Source organism: Roseiflexus sp. RS-1 (assembly GCF_000016665.1).
Taxonomy (GTDB): domain Bacteria; phylum Chloroflexota; class Chloroflexia; order Chloroflexales; family Roseiflexaceae; genus Roseiflexus.
Map to the genome: position 1 here is coordinate 5,617,036 of NC_009523.1, position 18,803 is coordinate 5,635,838.

General features: G+C 58.6%; 15 protein-coding genes. 6 read left to right on the forward strand and 9 right to left on the reverse strand.

The window, feature by feature from the left end:
- Positions 1 to 444 precede the first annotated feature (444 nt).
- From ROSERS_RS23025 to ROSERS_RS23045, 5 genes are all read right to left on the reverse strand, one after another.
- The gene (locus ROSERS_RS23025; RefSeq protein WP_157041201.1) at positions 445 to 1,035 is read right to left on the reverse strand and encodes an SH3 domain-containing protein; all 591 of its coding nucleotides are present in this window, start codon (positions 1,033 to 1,035) and stop codon (positions 445 to 447) included.
- A gap of 278 nt (positions 1,036 to 1,313) precedes the next feature.
- The gene (locus ROSERS_RS23030; protein ID WP_011959149.1) at positions 1,314 to 1,748 is read right to left on the reverse strand and encodes a hypothetical protein; all 435 of its coding nucleotides are present in this window, start codon (positions 1,746 to 1,748) and stop codon (positions 1,314 to 1,316) included.
- A gap of 89 nt (positions 1,749 to 1,837) precedes the next feature.
- Positions 1,838 to 3,022, reverse strand: coding sequence for a radical SAM protein (locus tag ROSERS_RS23035; protein WP_011959150.1), 1,185 nt, complete (start codon positions 3,020 to 3,022; stop codon positions 1,838 to 1,840).
- A gap of 124 nt (positions 3,023 to 3,146) precedes the next feature.
- Positions 3,147 to 5,303: an ATP-binding protein gene (locus tag ROSERS_RS23040; RefSeq protein ID WP_011959151.1), complete on the reverse strand. Its 2,157-nt coding sequence runs from the start codon at positions 5,301 to 5,303 to the stop codon at positions 3,147 to 3,149.
- Between the two features lie 60 nt (positions 5,304 to 5,363).
- On the reverse strand, positions 5,364 to 6,044 hold the full coding sequence (locus tag ROSERS_RS23045; protein ID WP_011959152.1) for a response regulator transcription factor: 681 nt from the start codon (positions 6,042 to 6,044) through the stop codon (positions 5,364 to 5,366).
- Between the two features lie 79 nt (positions 6,045 to 6,123).
- Here ROSERS_RS23045 and ROSERS_RS23050 point away from each other — a divergent pair, with 79 nt between their 5' ends.
- From ROSERS_RS23050 to ROSERS_RS23060, 3 genes are read left to right on the forward strand one after another with little or no spacing between them, the layout of a single operon-like run.
- Positions 6,124 to 6,888: a DUF2085 domain-containing protein gene (locus ROSERS_RS23050; RefSeq protein WP_011959153.1), complete on the forward strand. Its 765-nt coding sequence runs from the start codon at positions 6,124 to 6,126 to the stop codon at positions 6,886 to 6,888.
- Positions 6,885 to 7,487, forward strand: a complete 603-nt coding sequence (locus tag ROSERS_RS23055) for a TlpA family protein disulfide reductase (protein ID WP_011959154.1) — start codon at positions 6,885 to 6,887, stop codon at positions 7,485 to 7,487. The genes ROSERS_RS23050 and ROSERS_RS23055 overlap by 4 nt, the downstream gene beginning before the upstream one ends.
- A 12-nt stretch (positions 7,488 to 7,499) precedes the next feature.
- Positions 7,500 to 8,357: a DUF2085 domain-containing protein gene (locus tag ROSERS_RS23060; RefSeq protein ID WP_011959155.1), complete on the forward strand. Its 858-nt coding sequence runs from the start codon at positions 7,500 to 7,502 to the stop codon at positions 8,355 to 8,357.
- Positions 8,358 to 10,140: 1,783 nt separating this feature from the next.
- Here the strand turns inward: ROSERS_RS23060 and ROSERS_RS26330 are convergent.
- Positions 10,141 to 10,419, reverse strand: coding sequence for a hypothetical protein (locus tag ROSERS_RS26330; protein ID WP_157041202.1), 279 nt, complete (start codon positions 10,417 to 10,419; stop codon positions 10,141 to 10,143).
- Between the two features lie 863 nt (positions 10,420 to 11,282).
- Here ROSERS_RS26330 and ROSERS_RS23065 point away from each other — a divergent pair.
- Together ROSERS_RS23065 and ROSERS_RS23070 are read left to right on the forward strand one after the other, a co-directional pair.
- The gene (locus tag ROSERS_RS23065; protein WP_011959158.1) at positions 11,283 to 12,287 is read left to right on the forward strand and encodes a substrate-binding domain-containing protein; all 1,005 of its coding nucleotides are present in this window, start codon (positions 11,283 to 11,285) and stop codon (positions 12,285 to 12,287) included.
- Positions 12,284 to 13,819 carry a HAMP domain-containing protein gene (locus ROSERS_RS23070; protein WP_011959159.1) on the forward strand — a complete coding sequence of 512 codons (1,536 nt, stop codon included), beginning with the start codon at positions 12,284 to 12,286 and terminating at the stop codon, positions 13,817 to 13,819. Before ROSERS_RS23065 ends, ROSERS_RS23070 begins: the two co-directional genes overlap by 4 nt.
- Here ROSERS_RS23070 and ROSERS_RS23075 read toward each other — a convergent pair.
- The 3 genes from ROSERS_RS23075 to ROSERS_RS23090 all read right to left on the reverse strand — a co-directional run bounded on the left by ROSERS_RS23075 (position 13,804) and on the right by ROSERS_RS23090 (position 18,521).
- Positions 13,804 to 14,184, reverse strand: coding sequence for a hypothetical protein (locus tag ROSERS_RS23075; RefSeq protein ID WP_011959160.1), 381 nt, complete (start codon positions 14,182 to 14,184; stop codon positions 13,804 to 13,806). The genes ROSERS_RS23070 and ROSERS_RS23075 overlap by 16 nt on opposite strands.
- A gap of 24 nt (positions 14,185 to 14,208) precedes the next feature.
- A complete protein-coding gene (locus tag ROSERS_RS23080) occupies positions 14,209 to 15,174 on the reverse strand; it encodes a MauE/DoxX family redox-associated membrane protein (RefSeq protein WP_011959161.1) in 966 nt (321 codons plus the stop codon).
- 3,008 nt (positions 15,175 to 18,182) lie between these two features.
- Positions 18,183 to 18,521, reverse strand: coding sequence for a hypothetical protein (locus ROSERS_RS23090; RefSeq protein WP_011959164.1), 339 nt, complete (start codon positions 18,519 to 18,521; stop codon positions 18,183 to 18,185).
- Between the two features lie 16 nt (positions 18,522 to 18,537).
- Here ROSERS_RS23090 and ROSERS_RS26335 point away from each other — a divergent pair, with 16 nt between their 5' ends.
- Positions 18,538 to 18,789, forward strand: coding sequence for a hypothetical protein (locus ROSERS_RS26335; RefSeq protein ID WP_157041204.1), 252 nt, complete (start codon positions 18,538 to 18,540; stop codon positions 18,787 to 18,789).
- The last annotated feature ends 14 nt before the right edge of the window (positions 18,790 to 18,803 follow it).

Here is an 18,803-nt window from a genome sequence, read left to right on the forward strand (position 1 = left end):
CCCGCGCCCCCTGTACAGCGCTGCTGCGCCCCCCGTATGCGCTTCGTGCCGTGGGGCTGAAGCCCCCGGCTATGCGAGGCGAAGCCCGCCTGCGCGGGCTACACCGGATTATTTCTCAAAGACCATCAGGATCGAAGAAGCCGAACCCGTTGCACCCGGCATCTCAATCGCTGCCGACGCCTCCCCGGATTACGTCCCAACCGACTACTCTTCAGAGGATTTCGTCTCAGGCGCCGTGATCCAGGTGTACGCCAGCGACCACACCAGCGGCAGGAAGGGAACCAGGACGAACAGAAGCATGAAGGTAACAACCACCCAGTTCATAGGAAACCTCCATTGACATCAGCGCCACTACCGATTATACGACGTTTCGAGCGAAGTTGGAAGCAGTCTTGCGCCAGACAAGTGGTGCGACTTTGATACGCAAATCCTCTACACGACCACTTACTCGACCGGCACAAGCCAGACGACGCCCTCAAGCGATTGCTGCGCCGCCCATCCTGCACCCTTCTGACCTTCGACGCGCCACCACACATATCCGTCGGCGGCTACCGGTCCCTCCAGGATGCGCACCTGTTCTCCCTCTGCGAAGGCGACACGCACCGGCGCCTTCAACCCTGGCGCAGCGCGTCCACGCAGTGCGCGACCTTCGGTATTCGCCACCTGCGCCGACCCGCCAACCCGTAATGTCCGCACGATTGGTGCAGGTGTTGCGCTCGGAACCGCCGTAGGGAAGAGGGGCGTGCGAGTCGGTTGCACAGGTTCCGCAGCAACAGTCTCCGCTTCAGGTGCTGCGAACGATGCCAGATCCTCTGCATTACTCCCGCGAAACGCACTACCGAGCACAACTGCCAGCGCCACGACCAGCACGACTCCAATTGTCAGCAACCATCCGCGCCTGCTCAGCAGCGACAATGGGGTGCGACGCATACGTCGCCGCGCCTGATCATAACCCCGGCGGTAATGGTAGTAATGCTGGTAGTAGAACGGGTGCAACTCGCCGCGCTCGGCATCAGCCACACCGCGTTCATACATGTCTTCGCTGCTCATCGGCTCGCGTGATGACCATCAGGGTTCAACCATGACGATAGACCGCAGCAAACCACCAGCACACACCGTGTCGTAGAGGCGTCTCCTCCGCCGACCGACACAACAAACCGGCATGTGATCGTCAGGCATGCAACGCTGCCGGTTCAGGAGACATGCATTGTCTTCAGGCGGTGCATGAGACCTGTGACCGTTGTTGTAACCCGGAGCACCGGTTGATCAGCAGCCTCGACCAGCTGTATCACCGTGTGTGGGTTGCACCCGTTCTAGGTCAACACCAGATCTGCGCGCCCCATTTCGCGGAGCAGACGTGGATACATTTCGTACATAGGCTCAACCGCAGGCAACAATTTCAAGATTTTTGGAATCGGACCCTTTGCAATAATCTGACGTCGCGCCAATGCCGTCATCAGATTAATTTTGCCATGCCAGAACTGATGAGCGATATCCGCCTTCATGCTCATCTCAACATCCGGCTTCAATCCGGTATCATCGCCCCACAGGACATCGAAATACGCACCGGGTTGCGTTGGCGGCGCTGCCGCATTGATGGTCACCACAGCGCGCGGTTCTTCATAGCGAAACTGGATCACCAGATGCGAGTCGCGGATTTTCGGCGCAATGCGCGCATCGCACTTCGCCTTGTCGTACAACGTGCTCAGGCATAAGTGCAGCTCGGCATAATCCTTGAACACAGGCATACCTCGTCCTCCTGACGGCATTGAGTATGATTTGGGGGTGTGAGCATGATTATAACATATGGAGGGACAGGGGATAGATAACCTCCCCCTCAGCGCCCGTGTTCCAGTGCAATTTCGGTCTGCGTCTCGTGGGGGTGCGCCCAGCGCTTGCCGAAGAGACCGGTTCGCCCGACGTACCAGATCATGGTTCCGAGATGGGCGCCAAACCGGTCGATGAAATACTGGCGACTGCGGCTCGCACGGTAGTGTTCCCGGGCGAGCGCAATTAACGCTGCCATGTCCGCCGCCTCGTACTGATGAGCCTCGACTGGATGTGCAACGAAGAAGCGCACTTCGTCCAACCCAAACGTGGCTGACATATCGACAACGGCAGGAATCGCAGGGTACTGGGGATCGAGTGCAATGTGTCCGGTAACGCGCATCCCCAGTTCACGCGCCTGACGCACAGCATGGATCAGTGCATCACGTTCACTTTTGGATTCGAGCGCCGCGAGCGCTGCGAATTCAAAGGTCAATGCCTCGCACCCGCTGCGACGAAACGCCTCCAGGAGGGTAGTGGTGAGCCGCGTGTACGAAACACGTCCTTCCCATCTGATGCCAAGATGCATGTTGGAGAGGTGCGACAACACGGCGTACAACCAGTCCAGATCGTCGGTAAGCGCCAACCCGCTCAGCATGACATGACGCACGCCATGTTCTTGAACAAGAGAGCGCAGTTCCGTCATCAGCAGCGCTGGTTGACGGGGCGCCGGCGTTCCGTCTCTGCGCAACCGCCCGATCAGGACCGGCGTTCGCAACTCGCCTTTCGGCGTCGTCAGCGGGTAGCGTTCAAGCGCGAGCAGATGCCGTGCCGGGAATGGCAACCGGTCGAGGTCGTCATCAAGCGCCAGGAGCGCACATGCAACGAGGCGTTTGACCTCTGGCGCGTGCGGCAGAACGCGGTTGAGTTCGGCAAGTGCGTGTGACGCAAGCCAGGGCGGCAGATGATCCCGCACTCCCAGCAGCAATGGCAGCGCTGTTCCGCTGAAGGTGACGCGCCCCGCGACTGCAGCGGCTTCCGCAACGTTATCGGCGGCAACAATAGTCACCTGCGGTCGGAATGCCCGGATCGCTTCCAGATAATCTACGCGGGGATCGCTCTGATAGAGCGCCTGATCATAAATGCGCACAATATGGCGTTGCTGTTCAAGGAATGCTGCGACATAGCACAACGGCAGCGGTGGCGTTGCGTAAGGTTCGTCAAGGCGGGGAAGCGCAACCAGAGCGATCTTCACGGGTTCCTCAACCGATCACAAGCGACAAGCCACAGGCGTATCACATCTTCACAGAAGAGATTATAGCCACCTTTATTGATGACCGGGTGAACACCCGTCTATAGTTTGGTAAAAGAATCGTCATTCACGCCTGCCCATCTGCCAGCGGCAGGGTGAAGGTAAAGGTCGTGCCGACCCCCTCTTCGCTTTCGACCCAGATGCGCCCGCCGTGCCCTTCGACGATCTGCTGGCAGATCGCCAGACCCAGACCGAGATTGTTGCCGTGGGTGCGACGGTGTTTCGCCACCTGATAGAACCGCTGGAATATCTTTCCTAATTCGCTTGCCGGAATGCCCACGCCGGTATCGGAGACTCGCACGCGGACTTCCTGATCATGAACGTCGGCAGAGACGGAGATCGTGCCGCCGGCTGGAGTTGCTTTGATCGCATTCTCGATCAGATTGGTCAACACCTGGCCAATCCGCTGACCGTCGAACCGGCACAACGGCAGGTGCGTCACGTGACTGACAAGTGCCAGCTGCTGCTGCTCCGCCTGTAGTTTCAACCGGTTGACCGTGCCCGCAATGAGCAGCGCAAGATCGCCCACGTCGGGCTGCAATGCCAGCCGACCGGCTTTGAACCGGTTGTATTCGAGCAGTTCGGCGACACGACTGCTCAGTTGTTCGATCTGCTCGTCCGCCATCTTGAGAAAATCCTGCTGCAACGACGTCAGCGGACCGGCGCGTTCCTGGAGCACCAGTTTGACAAAGCCGTTGAGGGTATGGAGCGGGTTGCGCAACTCGTGCGATACCATCGAGATGAAATCCATACGGGCGCGTTCTTCGGCTTTGTGGTCGGTGATGTCGTGCAGCACAATCGCCGTCAGATCGGGCAGATCATCATCGGTGTGCACCCGCGACGCAACCGCCTGATAGACAATCTGACCTTCTTCAGCGTCTGGACTGCCGAAAACCCATTCCGGCGACGCCACCGGACGACCGTCATCGGAGAGGCGGCTTGCCAGTTCACGCATACGCTCCAGCCAGGGTTGCGGCGCCGATGTATCGTTGAGGAGCGCCTGACCTATCGGATTTGCCAGCACGACATTGTACTCATTATCAAGCACGACCAGTCCATCGTTGATGTCGCGGAGCACGGCCTGAAGCAACTGCTGCTGCCTTCGCAACCGGCTGTGCAGTTCGGCGTTGCCAATGGCAATGCCAGCCTGCGCGGCGAACGCCGCAAGATGGCGGGCATCGCTGCTGGAAAACGCAGCAAACGTGGCGCTCACCACGGTCAACGCACCCCTCGGCGGACCGTCACCGACGAACAGCGGCACACAGACGATTGAGCGCAACCCGCTTCGGCTGATAGCGCCAAGCTCGGCATCAAGGGCGGCATCGGCAACAACCGCTGGCGCCTGATCGTGCATCACGCGACGAATCAGCGGCTCGACCCACTGCGGGCGCATCTGGCCATCGCGGGCATACACACGGTTGGTCAACGTCCCATCGGTTGCCAGCGTCAGCACAACCGCATGGGTGCGTTCGGCGCCAAAGGTTTGTACCGTGCTATCCAGGATCTGTTCGAGCACGTCATCGAGGCTGAGCGTGCTGGTAACCGCGCGCAACCCTTCTTCAAGCGCGTGGCGTTCGCGCATACGCAACCGCAGTTCGTTCGCCAGATGCTCAAGTTCTTCGACGCGAGCCTCACGGGTGTTGCGTTCACGCTGCAATTCGCTGCGCAGACGCATGATCGAGCGTTGTTGCCGCGCGCCTGTCATAATGGCGACGATACCACACCCCAGGCTGCCTGCAAGCACCCCCGCCGCACTCCACTGTTCCCCCGCCGTCAGCGACGCGCTACCCGCGCGACTCAGCAGAAACTGAAAGAGGAAAAGCGGTCCAATGGCGAAGAGGGGCGCAAGAGCAGCCTGGTTGCGCCCGTACCCGGATAGAGCGCGCCATGCAATGAGCGTATAGACCGGCAAAAAGAACGAAAGGTCGGTTGCACCGCTCACCACAATCGCGCCCAGCAGTGCATCGACACCGATAGCAACCCAACCGGCGCCCGGCGCCCGTGGATCGATGCCCACAGGATGATGATACGCCACCCAAAACAGCCAGAGATGCACCAGCGCGTAGGCGATCAGCGCCATCCAGAGCGCCTCAGGAGGTGCAGCAGCGCTTAACCACACCGCCAGCGCCAATGCTGGCGCCGGCGCCAGCATCTGCCCCAGATATGCACGGCGTTCGATCAACCAGTATGGAAGTTGTCGCGTAAGCGTGTCTCCAGCGATCATGGCTGCTACTTCCCCCTATCGGCACACACTCAGACTGCCTCAGCACACACCTGGACTGCCTCAGGCCTCGAACTTATACCCAAGATTGCGCACGGTCAACACATGGCGGGGATGCTCGGGATCGCGCTCGATCTTCGTGCGCAGGCGCCGGATATAGACCGCAACCAGATTGCTTTCGCCTTCGTAATCGTACCCCCAGACTTTGCTCAGGATCTGACTGGTGTTCAGCACGCGACCAGCATTCTTCATCAGATAGTAGAGCAACCGAAATTCGAGCGGCGTCAGTTCAACGATGCGCCCATCGGCAAAGAGCACCTTGTGCTCAACCGGATCGAGCGTCAGGTCGCCCAGACTCAGACGCGCCGAGGGGTTGAGCATATCGCTGTTGCGCCGCCGCAATACTGCTTCGACCCGCGCCAGCAATTCGGAAGGCTCGAACGGCTTGACCAGATAATCGTCCCCGCCGATCTGCAATCCGGTCACCCGATCCTGCAATTGCGAGCGAGCGGAAAGAAAAATGATCGGCACATCGGAGGTGCGCCGGATCTGACGGCATACATCGAATCCGTTCGTCTTCGGCATCATCACATCGAGCAGGATGAGGTCCGGATTGTACTGCTCGACCGATTGCAGGATCGATGGGCCATCGTAAGCCTTAATGACCTTGTAACCCGCTTCTTCCAGAACAAACGCGGTCAGTTTGACGTTCGGCAGGTCATCATCAGCAACCAGGATATACATATCTTCCCTCTCCCTGCAACAATACCCGACAGTCGGGGCAACAAGCAGTGCATCGTTGCTCCTCCGCCGGCGACTATCCGTGATCTCGACTTTCGTTGTGATTTCTCTCTACAACTATGAACAGCATCTCTGTCAAAAAAGTTACGCGGCGGCGATAAGTTACGAACACTTCATCCTGTTTGCACCGATCTTCCCACGCTTGCAGCCCACCGAACGACGCATGACAGTCTATCTTGTGGTGCACAGCGAAGCCCTCTCTGCTATAATGATGCTCATTATGATGACCGAACTTCCATCCCGCCCTGCACCCTGGATTGATCGAGCAGTTGCATGGCTGTTTCGCCACTGGCTTGCATCGTTGAATCTCCTCGCTGGCATCTACGCCGGTCTGCCGTGGATGTCGCCCTGGCTGAAGGCGAATGGGCATCCGGTGGCAGGCGAGATCATTTTTCGCATATATACGCCCTTGTGTCATCAACGCCCTGAGCGTTCGTTCTGTTTTTGCGGGTATCAGGTGGCGTTCTGCCATCGCTGCACGGCGTTTTACGGCGGTCTGTTCATCGTCGGAATACTCTTTTCCGTCGTGCGGTGCTGGATCCGTCCGGCGCCATTGACGCTCGGCGCGCTGTTGCTCGTTCCGATGGCGCTCGATGCCGGTACGCATATCATCAACGAGATCTTGAGCCTTGGCTGGCGCGACGGCGGCGACGACATCGGTTCGCTCAATTTCTGGCTGCGCATGATCACCGGCGCACTGGCGGCGCTGGCGGTGATGCTGGTCGTCTATCCGCGTCTCGAACGCGAACTTCCGGCGCAGGCGCGGGGAATCGGAGGGATGCAATGATGCGACCACACAATGTCGGCGGTCGGCAGGTGCGGCGACCGATCCGCCTGTGGGCGCTGGTGATCGTGAGTCTGGCGCTGGCAGGATGCGGCGAACAACGTGGAGCGTCGCCTGCGACGGACCGGGCGCCGGTCGATATTCCGCCGGGTATTGCCATCGAGTCGCGGATGATCGACCGCGGCGGCAGATTGCCAGCGCCGGGCGATCCTGCGCCGGATTTCGCTTTTACCTTTGCTGGCGGTGAGACGCGCCGCCTGAGCGATCTGCGCGGCACAAAAGTGGTGCTCAACTTCTGGGCGACGTGGTGCGCGCCATGCGAGGAGGAAATGCCCGACCTTCAGCGGATTGACGCGCGTGATGATGTGGTGGTGCTGGGGGTGAACCGCCTCGAATTAGCGGATGTCATCATTCCGTTTGCGCGTGAACGCAACCTGACCTTCACGCTGATCGCCAATCCGGAAGGCGACATTGCCGAACGGTACGGCGCAAAGAATCTTCCGACCAGTTACTTTATCAACAGCGATGGCACCATCAATCATCGTCAGATCGGCATCATGAGTTTCGAGATGATGCAGGATCAGGTGGAGCGATTACGTTGACAGCGAGGTTTCATGGAACGCACAAGTGAGGAGATCATCGAACTGGCGCGGCGCGAGATTGCCGCGCGCAAGGAGCGTGAACGCGACGGGCGCGAGGTTCCGTGGCGCTTCGCCTTCATTGGTCTGCTCGGAGCGATCCTGGCAGGTATGCTGCTCTGGCCCGGCACGCCGCTCAACTGGAAGATGTACGCCGCTGTGCACGGCGTCTGCGCTCAGGTGCACAACGTGTCGCTGGGGGGCGAACAACTCCCGCTCTGCGCGCGCAACACCGGCATCTACAGCGGCTTTCTGCTGACCTTCATCTATCTTCTTCTGCTCGGTCGCGAGCGCGCTGCGAAACTGCCGCCGCCCGCTATTGTCGTCGCGCTGGTGGCGCTGGTCGTCGTCATGGCGGTTGATGGATTCAATTCACTGTTTGTTGATCTCTTCCTGCCCCATCTCTACACGCCGCGCAACGAACTGCGCACGCTCACCGGTCTGGGCATGGGCGTGTCCCTGGCGGTCGCCATTCTGCTGGTGCTGAACCTTTCGCTCCGGCGCGACCCCGATATGGATCAACCTGTGATCGGCAACTGGCGTGAACTCGGCGGTGCGTTGCTGCTCGGCTTTCTGGTGCACGCCGCGATCTACGGCAATGTCGCCATCACCTACTGGCCCATCGCCATTGTCGCCTGGACCGGCATCGTCGGCATTTTGTTCGCGGTCAATCTGCTGATCGTTGCGCTGGTAATGAACTACGAGGGGCGGGTGACGCGCGTGGTTGAACTGGCGCGCCCGGCGACCGTCGCGCTGGTGGTGACCGCCATCATGCTGGGGGTGATGGCGTGGGGACGCTTCTGGCTTGAAGGGCAGGGGTTGATCGTGTCGTAGTTGATCCCGCTGTAGAAACGCACTGCCGAAACGCAAAGGGCACAGAGGTTCCATAAAAAACGCTACACGCCACCGAGCGCGATGATTGAGCCCGCGCTGCCTGCCGCCCCCGCTGCGCGCTACTCTTAAGGATAGGTTCCCTGGGAGAGATGCGTGATTTTCTGCATTCCGGTGCGCGTTTGCCCCTCATCCCCCCTGCCCCCTTCTCCCACAAGGGGAGAAGGGGGAGTTGGGGCGCCCTGATGCCTGAAACGGAAGATGGCACGCGGGGGTTCCCCAAAAACTCACCCCTGTGAGGGGGATGTCCCGCCGTGCGGCAGCCGTGACCTTTGCCGACTGTCGGTCTGGCATGCAGGGGAGTCTGCCGAATCTCGGAATGCCAAAGAGTGTTCGGCTATGGGAGGGCATCACGCGCTGGCGCGGCACGGCGTGCGGGGGAGCGACTCTCGCGCCGGGTCGCTTGCCCCTGTCCTGCTGTATCCCACCCGCCCCCGATCTCCATCACCGAGAATCCATAGCAAGGGCGAAATCCCTCTTTCCAAAGCCAGGATGTGCGCAACCGGCAAACGCTTCCAGCAGACGAAAAGAGCCGCAAGCGCACGTATTACATCGCCTCGTACAATCATGTCTCTAACTTGCCTGAAAGTCCAAATAGAAAATTCTTCTTGTGTGGATACGTTAAGGTCTCTTAATCCGTGATAGGAACAGATCCTACTCCCTAAATTATTCTGCAAGAGATTTGGCATGTTTTTCCCCCTTTCTTTGAGATATCTACTCTCATAAACCAGAGAAATTAAATAAATTTAATTGATCGCCAAGTGGACCGCAAGAAGCGATCTGGCGCGTGAATAGTTCTACGCTGTATAGAGGAGAATTCGATAGTTAGGAGATTTATTAATGATATGTTTTCTAGACGGATTTAGACTACAAGAGCGGCACATAGAGTATCTAATATAAGCTATATTATCTTTGGAATACAGATATCGAGTATATTTTACCTTAAACCCCAATATCCTCGATCTAAGCGGTAAAATAGGTCTTCACCTCCCTTATATGCACGAGAGTCTGACGAATGAATGTAGATCGTATAACGTATAATAGCTTGCCATGAATCTGGTAGTCTTAGTGTAGTTTCGCAAATGACATAATCATATATCTCATATAGCCGAGCCTTACCGCCAAGAGCAGCAATCACGCTTGCCACATAATCTTTCCAGGTGTGAAACTCCATCTCGATCAAGCCTCCTGATCCAACCAATTGCTTGTTCAGGTACTCTCTCACGGTAAATCCTACCCGCTTATACGTATTAAAGTCCTTTGAGTTATGATAGGGACATGTAAAGATTTTAATCTGTATGAACGAATTGTTTTGCGGAGATATCGAGCATTTTATCCCCCTTTCGTCGAGTGATCGACTTTTTGTCCATGTACAAAAAAGCCAGTTCATTCTGAACCGGCACCTGATAGAGTCAAAAAAACCGTGTTATAAAGATTAATCGCTAAGCGGATCGTACAATGATAATATCTGATGTACGAGTAATCCTATGCTGTATAGGGGATAACCAGATAGTAAAAGGAGTTACTAGGAGATACGTCGTCTATAGAGGTTAAATTGTAGGAGTAATAAACGGGGTGTTCTTGGTTTGTGATCACCCTCTAGTACTATACCACACATTCCAGTGGACCGCAAGCTGTGCTATACACTGCTGCTTTGGACAGGAATTGTGTCCTCGGTATTATACCATACATTCCAGTGCATCGCAAAGTGCCTGCTACCGCCGCGCTACCCGACGCCGATCAGCGATGTGGGGCGCGCTGGCGCGGCAAGGAGGCGCAACGCAGCGGCGCTATTTCGTGCAATGCAGCGACGATCAACGGGATCGCGGCGCCTGGAGGGTACGCGGGAGAGCGAGGGAGGCGCTGGAGTGCAAAACAATTGAACGCCAGGATCGCGCGCCTCGTCCGTCGTACGGGCAGGGACGCCCACGCTCCCGGCGCCCACAGCCGCCATGCGGGCGCGACGCCCGTGCACATGGCACATATCGCGCGTCTTGTCTGTCATGCGGGCGGGGACGCCCGCGCTCCCGGCACCCACAGTCGTCATGCGGGCGGGGACGCCCGCGCACCCGGCACGCACATTCGCACCGCATCCGTCATGCGGGCGGGGACGCCCGCACACTTGGCACGCACATTCGCACCGAATCCGTCATGCGGGCGCGACGCCCGCGCACCTGGCACATATCGCGCGTCTCATTCGTCATGCGGGCGGGGACGCCCGCGCACCCGGCGCCCACAGCCGTCGTGCGGGCGGGGACGCCCGCGCTCCCGGCGCGCACATTCACACCGCAGCCGTCATGCGGGCGGAACGCCCGCGCACCCGGCGCCCGCAGCCGTCATGCGGGCGCGACGCCCGCGCACCTGGCATGCACATCGTGCTCCCCACGCGTCGACCGAAATGAATTTCGGTCTACACTCCGCTGAAGCAGGCGCCTCGTGCGACACGGCAAACCCAGAATGTGTGCATTGGACGGGCTCACGCGGAGGCGCGGAGGCGCGGGAGACATGTCAATTTGAATCGTCGTAACACCATCCGTGTCACCTATTCCAATCCACGGTGAGTGCTGAAACAGCAGGCGCGACGCCCACGCATCCGGCACGCGCACGGTTTTCATTTCAGCACTTGCAAATGCAACCAACATGGATACAATAGGCGCAAACGCCGGGGAGTTTTCCCTCGCAGCGCAGACCCCTGTTCCTGCATCTGCGCGATCCTCGAGCGGCAGTACGACGCCTGACCGACGCGACCCCGCGCTCGCGCCCTTAGCGAAAAGCAACGCTTTTTTCTAAACTGCTCACTCAGAGCAGGCGCACCCCTCGTCCGCGAAACTGGCGAACCCTCACACGATGAAGCCACAGGAGGTTGATATGCATGTCAGGATGGTTCAACTGCGGCTGATGCTGCTGGTGCTGGCGCTGCCCGTTATGCTTGCCGCCTGCACACAACCGACATCCTCGCCAGGCGGAGCCGGCGGCGATGCTCCCCGCCGGTGGCGTATCGGCATGTCGCAGGCGAACAACGCCGAACCGTGGCACCAGGCGATGAATGCGCAGATCGCTGCGGCTGCCGCCCGTCATCCCAACATTGAGATCGAGTTCACTGATGCGCGCCAGAACAATGCACAGCAGATTGCAGACGTGGAAGCCTTCCTGAGCAAGGGTATCGATCTCCTCATCATTTCGCCCAACGAAGCCTCCCCGCTGACCCCGATTGTAGCGAGCGCATTTCAGCGCGGCATTCCGGTGATCGTGCTGGATCGCAAAGTGAAGGGCGAACAGTACACGATGTGGATCGGCGCCGATAACCGCCTGATCGGGCGCAAGGCGGGCGAATATACGGCGCGCTGGTGCCGCGAACAGCAGCGATCACCGTGTACGGTCATCGAACTGCGTGGACTGGAAGGCTCGACCCCCACGCAGGAGCGCGGCGACGGCTTCCGCGAAGGGATCGCCGCCAACCCGGATGTGCGCATTATTGCCAGTCAGAACGCCGACTGGCTCGCCGAACGGGCTGACGCGCTTGCGCGCGTTCTCTTTGAAGCAAACCCGGATGTCGATGTGGTCTATGCCCACAACGATCCTATGGGCATTGCCGCCTTCAATGTTGCAAAGGAGCAGGGGCGCGATACCGACGCCATCCTCTTTATCGGCATCGATGCGCTTGCGACCTCCGATGGCGGTATTCAGGCGGTGCGGCAGGGCAAACTCAATGTGACATACGTCTATCCTACGGGCGGCGCCGAAGCCATCGAATGGGCGCTGCGAATACTGGAACAGCGCGAGACGCCGCCGCGCGAAATCATTCTCGATACTGAAGAAGTCACCACTGCCAACGCCGATGCCATGTTCCAGAAATACGGAGGCCGGGAATGAGCCGCAGTATTCAGAAAACATGGCTTGCCATCCTGCTCCTGTTCGCACTCCTGCCGATGCTCGCAGTCGGCGGCATCCTCTCATGGATGGGGGGCGACCTTCAAATCCGGCAGGCGCAGAGCATCCAGGATCAGATTGCGCTTCGCTCCGAGGCGCTCCTGGCGAACTTTGTCGAGGAAGCGCTGATGGAGATGAACATCCTGGTGCGTTCCCCTGGCTTCGTAAGCGGTTCGACAGACCAGCGCCTGGAACTGCTTGCCCGGACGATCTTTGAACGCAATCTGTTCGAGAGCCTGGCAGTCGTTGATAACACCGGCATGGAGCGCCTGCACGTCGCGCGGATCGGTATAACTCCGCCTGACCGGTTGACCAGCCGCGCTGCCGATCCGCTCTTCAAAGCCGCAATCGGCGCCGAACGACCGGTCTTCGATGACCTGCGCTTCAATCCGCTCAGCCGGGAATTATCGCTGCCGATAGCATTACCCTATCTTCTCCCCGGCAACCCGCCCCAGGTTCTTATCGCCGAAGCGCGTATGAACCGCGTGATCGAACAGGTGGTCAACATACCGGTCGGGGACAGAGGAACGGTGAGCCTGCTTGAAAGTGACGGGCGCGTGATCGCGCATCGCAACCGCGACCTGATCGGGCGCACGGTCGCGCTGTCGGACTGGAGCACTGAACATCAGACCATCGCCGGCACTGACGGAACGACGGTGTTGATGATGCTACGCACATTCGAGATCGGCGACTATACGCTGGGCATCGCCGTCGAGCAACCGCTTGATGAGGTGTACCAACCGGTCGTTCAGAACATGCTGGTCATAGCGACGTTGATCGCTCTGATGACGCTCGCCGCTATTGCGGGAAGCATCGGCATTGTGCAGACCATCACCCGCCCGATCCAGCGTCTTGCTCATGTGACCAAGGAGATCGGCGCCGGCGATCTCGCGCAGCGCATTCCTGTCACGCGCAACGACGAGATCGGCATGCTCCAGCGCAACTTCAACCGGATGGTAGAAAACATTGTGGCGCAGCAAACGGCAATTGCTGAGCGGAACAACGAACTTGAACAGAGTCTTCAGGAGCAGCGCCGACTGTTTGAAACCGTTCAACAACTCTCGATTCCGCTGCTGCCGGTGTGGGAGGGAGTGATTGTTCTCCCCATCGTGGGTCATGTGGATGCGCAACGGGGGCAGGCTCTGCTCGATGCGCTGTTGAAAGGGATTGCTGAGCGACGTGCGCGGGTTGCCATTCTGGACATCACCGGCATCGCTGTTGTCGATCCCGATGTCGTGGCGATCCTGACGCGCGCGATGCAGGCGGCAGCGCTGCTGGGAGCAACGCCAATGCTGGCCGGCATCTCGGCGACCAACGCGCATCTGATGGTGCAACAGGGGGTTGCTAACCTGAATGTGGCGACGTATCGCAACCTGCAGAGCGCTATTATGGCGGCCATTGAGTATGACCGCACCAATGGAAACCTGAAAACCTCTACCCTTTCAGAGCGACGGATGCGTCACTCCCCCTCCTGATGCCTCAACCCCGGACCAATGTCGTCTTCCTTGCGGCGGGTGTCTCTGATGAACGCCGGGGGGCGCGCGGGAGGCGGCGGAAACAGTTCGGGGTGCTGGCGAACATAGTCTTGATCGAAGATGAAATCAAAGAAGAGTACCAGTTCAACATCCGGGTTCGTTTGCAGCCACGGCTTGAGCGACACCAGGTGGCGCTCGCCGCGGTACGGGTCGGTGATGTACCCTTCATCGCCGCCAAGCCACGCGCGCAGCTTCGCCAGGGTGAATCCGTGACCGCGCATGTGGGGCGGAACTTCCCGCAGTTCGACGATGATTGTGCCGGGGATGTCTCGATATGGAATATCTGTGAACAGAGGAATGTACATACCAGCCTCCATACATATGACCAATTACGGACAACCGAGTTGACGGCACACGCGCCCTCTATACGACCAGGTAGGCGTTGAGCAAACTGTGGTGCCATCGCAGGAATCATAGCACACATATCTGGCGACTGAGACCCACGATTTGTCGATGCTGTCATATACTTCAAAGCACGACGTGCAATAACAGACCTGTACAGAACAGCGACTATACTGACCACTGTCTGAACCGCCTTCCTCTGGTCGGGGTGGTGAGATGCAACCATTCAGCGTATCTGTCGGAGCCGTCGTGGGCGCAGGCATGCGCTGTGCCACGACATTTGACCCTCCATCGCCCAACACAGGCGCGCTGCGGAAGAGTGGAAACGCCAGGATCGCGCCGCCTGCCGCTCCAAAGAACTGCAGGAGTCGTCGTCGCGCCGGTGTGTGCAGGCGCCCGACCGGCGCCATTCCGCGTGGCGCCTGTTGATAGTCTGAAGTCTCTTGCGTTGCCGTTCGCACGTGCATCACGAGCGCTATCAGCGCTGCGCCGCCGATGGCAACCAACGCCATCCCCCACGCAGGCAATCCCGGCGACACACCAGGCGTCCAGAAGCTCAGCGTCGTCCCAACACCGCTCAGCAGCGCAAGTCCGGCGTTGCACGTCAGCGCGACGCTCCACCTCCCGCGTTTTCCAGTACTGGGGCAACTGCACGCCAGCGACAACCGCCGAACGCATACCCACATGCCCCACACGGTAACGAGCAGCAGCATTCCAGTGACGATCCCCATCGTCCACGGCAGAAGCGCAGGCGGACTCGTCAGCACCGCCAGCGCCAACCCAGCCTCCAACGCCGGAAGCAACAGTATCAGCAGACGGATGACCGCTGCGGGCAGACCACCGGCCCGCAACACCGCTGCCAGCACGTCAGGCTGACGCGCCTTTGCACACGCGGCAAACAGCAGCGCGCTACTCAGCACTGCCTGGCAACCTGCAAGCAGGAAGGCGATCATTATCGCTCTCCTTTCAGGTCTACGGGAGCGCCGGGTATCGTCTGGGGCATTCCCCGACCCTGGTGGTGTGCTGGCTTCGTGTTGCAAGCCATCGCCATCCGGCGCCGCCCCGCTCCTGGCTAGCGTCACTGATACGTGGAGTCTACCACGCTGACAGAGCAGTGTCTATCAGGGAACAACCCTGAATTGAGGAGAGTCTTTGCAGCGCACAGCGCGCACGAACCGGTCGGCGCGGTGCGCGCCTTCGCGCTCCGTCGAAGCGGGACGTTGGGCGCAGATTCGTCGGCTCAACCCTGGTGCGAGCAAGTGCTGGGGACATCCAGAGAAAGAAGCGAACGGTAAGCCACACTTATATCACATCTCAACCGACAGTGTCCATATCTGATCGGGCAACATATCGACACGGAGGCTTCACGGCAGGGACGAACGGCTGTGCGCTGGCGCCTGATCGGGAACCAGCGGGCAGCCGAAGGCGCGAGCTGCCGCCACCCGTGCGTCCGCCAACGGCGCCTGGGACGCCTGATCCAGACGGAGCAACTGCCAGAATGAAGAGTGAGAGCACTGATGGCAGTTGCTCCTCCAGGGTTCTGATAGGCAGGCCCGGCTTCAAAGTCACCATTTTGGACGGGCTGATCTCAGCGTGGATAATTCTTGAGTATAGCCGGTAGATAGACTACACTGCACGAGCCATGGGATGGCCGGGGTGTGACGATGTGTGGTGGTGGCGGATTGGTGATAGACCGTCTGGACGGCAGCGTAAGTGGTACCGCTTCCCAAAACCCGGCGCTAGGAGGATGACCGGCATACCCCCAGATAATTTCTTGATAGGGATACCAGGATCGCGGTTGTGATCCATTGAAGGAAGGACGGAAAGGGTTGAAAGCGTATCCACAATTTGGATTGTTATCCGGGCAATTACGATTCGGATTGTTGACCCATCCCCATCCATTATAGGCCCAGACCGCGTAGTACCAGTCCTCGACTACGTAAGGGTTGTTGTTGCCAATATAAACATTCAGACTATTCCATTTCTGGATCAGGACGCGTGCACCGGTACCGATGTTATAGGCGGGCTCGGCGGCTACCCTGCCAGGTTCAAAGCCTGCTCCACCCCCCATACCGGAAGTGATTTGCATAATGCCATAGCCACAATCTGCGCTGACTACCGTGTAGCCATAACGCCCATAATCGGCAGCAAACTGTTTCCAGCCAGCGCTTTCCGTATAGCCAATGACTTTGAGAAGTATACAAGGCACGTAGGGAGAGACCAACCTGGCCTGCGAGGAAGGATATCCCTTCCAGATCTGAGGCAGACTCGGACCCTCGTTCCCTAAACGGTTAGTGCCCGCACGATCGAAAGCATTAATCAACTCGCCAGGATAAGGCTGTCGACCATAAGCGGCAGGCACAGGGCAGCTTCCCTGGGCTGCACATCGCGAAGGGTCACTCGTCTGGGCCAGGAGAAGAAAGCTGAGCGAGGCCATACACAGTAACAATCGTCCGGCTCTGAACAGAGGTTGAAAGTGTGCATAACGCATTGACATCGCTCTCTCCCTGCACATTATGGAACAAGAAAGTCGAGAGTCATCTTGATCACCTTCGGTCTGTCCACCCAAACAGATTTACCCAGTTGGAAGGTTGAGTCAATGGTATTTGCGCCATTGGTCCCCCAGTGGCTTGCATCAGATAAGCCAGGGACTGGAGACGAGGGTATTTAAGGACAACCAGCCACTTTCCATCCGGCGACCATGCTTGAGGAATCACGAATTCGTCTCTACCGATAGGCTCTGTTGGTATCACGCGCCTCTGGCCCGTTCGTAGATCAATCCGCTCCAGGTGGGCCGGCTGTCCAGGCTGGGGAGGGATGTGAGCGAAAATACTCTGGTCATCAGGAGACCAGATTGCGGCGTACTGATTGATCGGCTGGTCTCCTGTTGCTCCACTCACGATTGTCTTTTGCTCTAGCCCATCAACACGGAGCACAATAAGGGCATACTGACCTCTATCCAACACTTTAAGGAGCACTTTGGTTCCATCTGGCGAAAGCGAAGCGCTCTGGATCAGGTACTGGGAAGGGAGGGAGGCCTGAAACTGGGTTAATCCACCAGTCCTATCTACTGTCCAAAGCTCCCATTGGCCCTGAAGAGTTACTATCGCATAATAGAACTGCTGCCCATCCACAGACCAACCGAGTGGCTGGAGGCCGTAGGCTGTTTCATCGCCTAGAAGAAGCCTTTGTTCTGCTCCATCGGCTGTTACCAGGTAGAGTTCTGTCCGAAATGGCACTTGGGGATTTTTGGGACTCTCCAGGGCAACCAGGCGACCGAATACCAGAGCGCGACTGTCAGGTGTCCACATAGCCAGGTAACCTGCCTGATTTGCCAGATGATGAAGACTCGCATCGTCCAGGTCGATAACCCACAGTTCCCCTGCGGTAGTTCGTGCAGCTCTTTCGCCAGCATCAGAAGGTATGACGAGGCAAACTATCTTGTTCCCGTCAGGAGAAACGGCCCCTTGCACACCATAACCTACCTTGTGGTCGAAGGTAGCAAGCACTCTCCGCAATGTCAGATTCGCAGCACTAGCCAGCCATATAGTTGTTTTCCCAGAAAGACCATCTGTTTCTCCATACACCACCTTCAGACCAGGTGGCAGCGGCCCTGATGGCGTGGGTACAGCCGTGGGTGTACCAGGCGCTGGTGGTGCGGCGGTCACCCGTGGTGTGGGCACAAACGTTAGCGTCCCCAGGGGTGTCGGTGTCTGAGGTGGCGGGTAAGGTGGTAAAGTAACGGTCACCAGAGGTGGCAACGGCTCTGGCAGGATAGTAGGCGATGGTGTCATCAGCATGGGCTTTGGGGGATGCGTTGGTGTCTCAATAGGAGATAGAAAGGCTTGAGATCCTGGTGGAGCTCCTCTTCGCAGCCCGCCAAAGGTTGCGGCAAGCACTCCTGCCAGGACTACGAGCGCCAGCAGGCTCAACAAATTTCCTACAATGCCTAACATGCGTTTCATTTTGCACCTCCACGACTCGCACATGCGCCCCGTATGAGCGTGAACAGGGACACGGCGTCCTGATACCACTCCGTTAGTTCCGCTAAGAAGATGAAATCAAAGAAGAGCGCCAGTTCAACATCCGGGTTCGTTTGCAGCCACGGCTTGAGCGACACCAGGTGGCGCTCGCCGCGGTACGGGTCGGTGATGTACCCTTCATCGCCGCCAAGCCACGCGCGCAGCTTCGCCAGGGTGAATCCGTGACCGCGCATGTGGGGCGGAACTTCCCGCAGTTCGGCAATGATTGTGCCGGGGATGTCTCGATACGGAATATCTGTGAGCAGAGGAATGTACATAGCAACCTCCATACATATGACCACCAGCCTGCAACACCGCTGCCAGCACGTCAGACTGACGCGCCTTCGCACATGCGGCAAACAGCAGCGCGCCACTCAGTACTGCCTGACAACCTACAAGCAGGAAGGCGATCATTATCGCTCTCCTCTCAGGTCTGCGGGAGCGCTGGGTATCGTCTGGGGTATTCCCCGACCCTGGCGCTGTGCTGGCTTCGTGTTGCAAGCCATCGCCATCCGGCGCCCTCCCGCTCCCTACGAGCGTCCCTGACACCCGGAGTCTAC